The sequence below is a fragment of the Dietzia sp. B19 genome (assembly GCF_014145155.1).
GTDB classification, from domain to species: domain Bacteria; phylum Actinomycetota; class Actinomycetes; order Mycobacteriales; family Mycobacteriaceae; genus Dietzia; species Dietzia natronolimnaea.
Map to the genome: position 1 here is coordinate 1 of NZ_JAALED010000540.1, position 1,757 is coordinate 1,757.

At 72.5% G+C, this 1,757-nt stretch carries 2 protein-coding genes; one reads left to right on the top strand and one right to left on the bottom strand.

Going from position 1 to position 1,757, the window contains the following annotated elements; genetic code table 11:
* Window positions 1–730: putative sulfate exporter family transporter (locus G6020_RS14665; protein WP_347238390.1), on the bottom strand; the 730-nt coding region annotated here is incomplete at its 3' end.
* A gap of 191 nt (window positions 731–921) precedes the next feature.
* Here G6020_RS14665 and G6020_RS14670 point away from each other — a divergent pair.
* Window positions 922–1,757 (top strand): LysR family transcriptional regulator (locus G6020_RS14670; RefSeq protein WP_182611115.1); only part of this gene is annotated, 836 nt, incomplete at its 3' end.

The following is a 1,757-nucleotide window of genomic DNA, read 5'->3' on the forward strand; positions in this document are numbered from 1 at the left end:
GCCGGGTCCCCCGGGCGTCGGTACCGGTCGTCCGTCGCCGGTGGAGGCTGATCACGGTGACCACGGGGGCCAACAGCAGGACCCGGGCCAGCTTGACGACGGTGGCGACCGCCAGGGCGCCGCCGCCGATCGCCCCGCCTGCCGCGATCACCTGGGCGACCTCGTGGATCGATCCGCCGGCCCACATGCCCGCCGCGGTGTCCGACAGGCCCAGTGCCCCCGACAGAACCGGGACCGCGACGATCATCAGGGTGCCGAAGATGACGACGAGGGTGATCGCCGTGAGGACCTCCTCCTCGTCGGTGTCCGACACGCTGTCCACGGCCGCCACCGCCGCTGCGCCGCAGATCGAGAACCCGCAGGCGATGAGCAGGCGCTGCGTCCAGCCGAGACCCAGCGCGCCCCCCAGCGCCATGGTGCCGGCGATTCCCAGGACCACGATGACGACGACGAGCGCGACGACCTGCCACCCCAGCGCGGTGATGTCCCCGAGCAGGAGCTGCAGACCCAGCAGGGCGATGCCGACCCGCAGCAGGGTGCGCGAGGAGAACGCCAGGCCCGCGGTGGCACGGGCCGGCAGGCGCACGGTGTTGCCGAGTGCGGCACCCAGCACGATCGCCACGAGCATCGGGTTGAGGGTGGGGACCAGGTGGCCGACCCCCAGCGCCGCCGCTGTTCCGGCGAGCGTCAACGCGGTGCCCGGGGCGAGCGTTCGTGCCCTGACCCGCACGCCGGTCAGTCCGGACGTCGCCGAGTCCGAGGCCCGCGACACCGCTGCGTGGCCGTGCTCGCGTCGCCGGGCGGTCAGGGGGGTGGTCACGTCTCCAGGATGGACGCGGACGGGCCCGTCCGGTAGCCGGCAGTCCGGTATCCGTCCATATCTCACAGGCATGGCCCGAAGCGGAGCCATATGCTGTCTGCATGACACGGAGGTGGCCCGACCTGGCCGTCCTGGAGCTGCTGATCGGCGTCGACGACCAGGGGAGCCTGAGCGCGGCGGCCCGGAGGGTCGGGATGGCGCAGCCCAACGCGAGCAGGGCGATCAAGGATCTCGAGCGGCGGTTCGGCACTCCGTTGCTGCGTCGGCACCCGCGGGGCGCCACGTTGACCCCGCACGGGACGGTGCTCGCCCACTGGGCGCGGAGGGTCCTCGCCGAGACGACCCAGTTACTGGAGGTGGCGCAGAGCCTGCAGTCCGAGCGGTCCGCCACGCTGACGGTGGGGTCGAGCATGACCGTGGCAGAACACCTCATGCCGCGCTGGCTGGGGGCACTGAGGGGCGTGCTGCCGGAGGTGAACATCCACCTGCAGGTCCACAATTCCGTCAGGGTCGCCGAACTCGTTCTGGACGGCACCTGTGACGTCGGGTTCGTCGAGTCCCCGACGGTTCCCAGCGGTCTGCACACCAGTACCGTTGCGCGCGACCGGCTCGTGGTGGTGGCGGCGCCGACCCATCCGTGGGCCCGGCGCCGCACCCCGGTGACCATCTCCGAGCTCGCGGCCACACGGTTGGTGGTGAGGGAACCGGGGTCCGGCACCCGGACGACCCTGGACCGCGCACTCCACGAGTACGAGCGCCCCGCTCCACTGCTCGAACTCGCCAGTGCGGCCGCCATCCGCACCAGCGTCCTGGACGGGGTGGGCCCGGCGGGGATGAGCTCGCTCGCCGTGGCCGACCAGGTGGCCTCGGGCGCACTGAAGATCATCGAGATCGACGGGCTGGACCTGCGACGGGACCTGCGCGCGGTGTGGCGGCC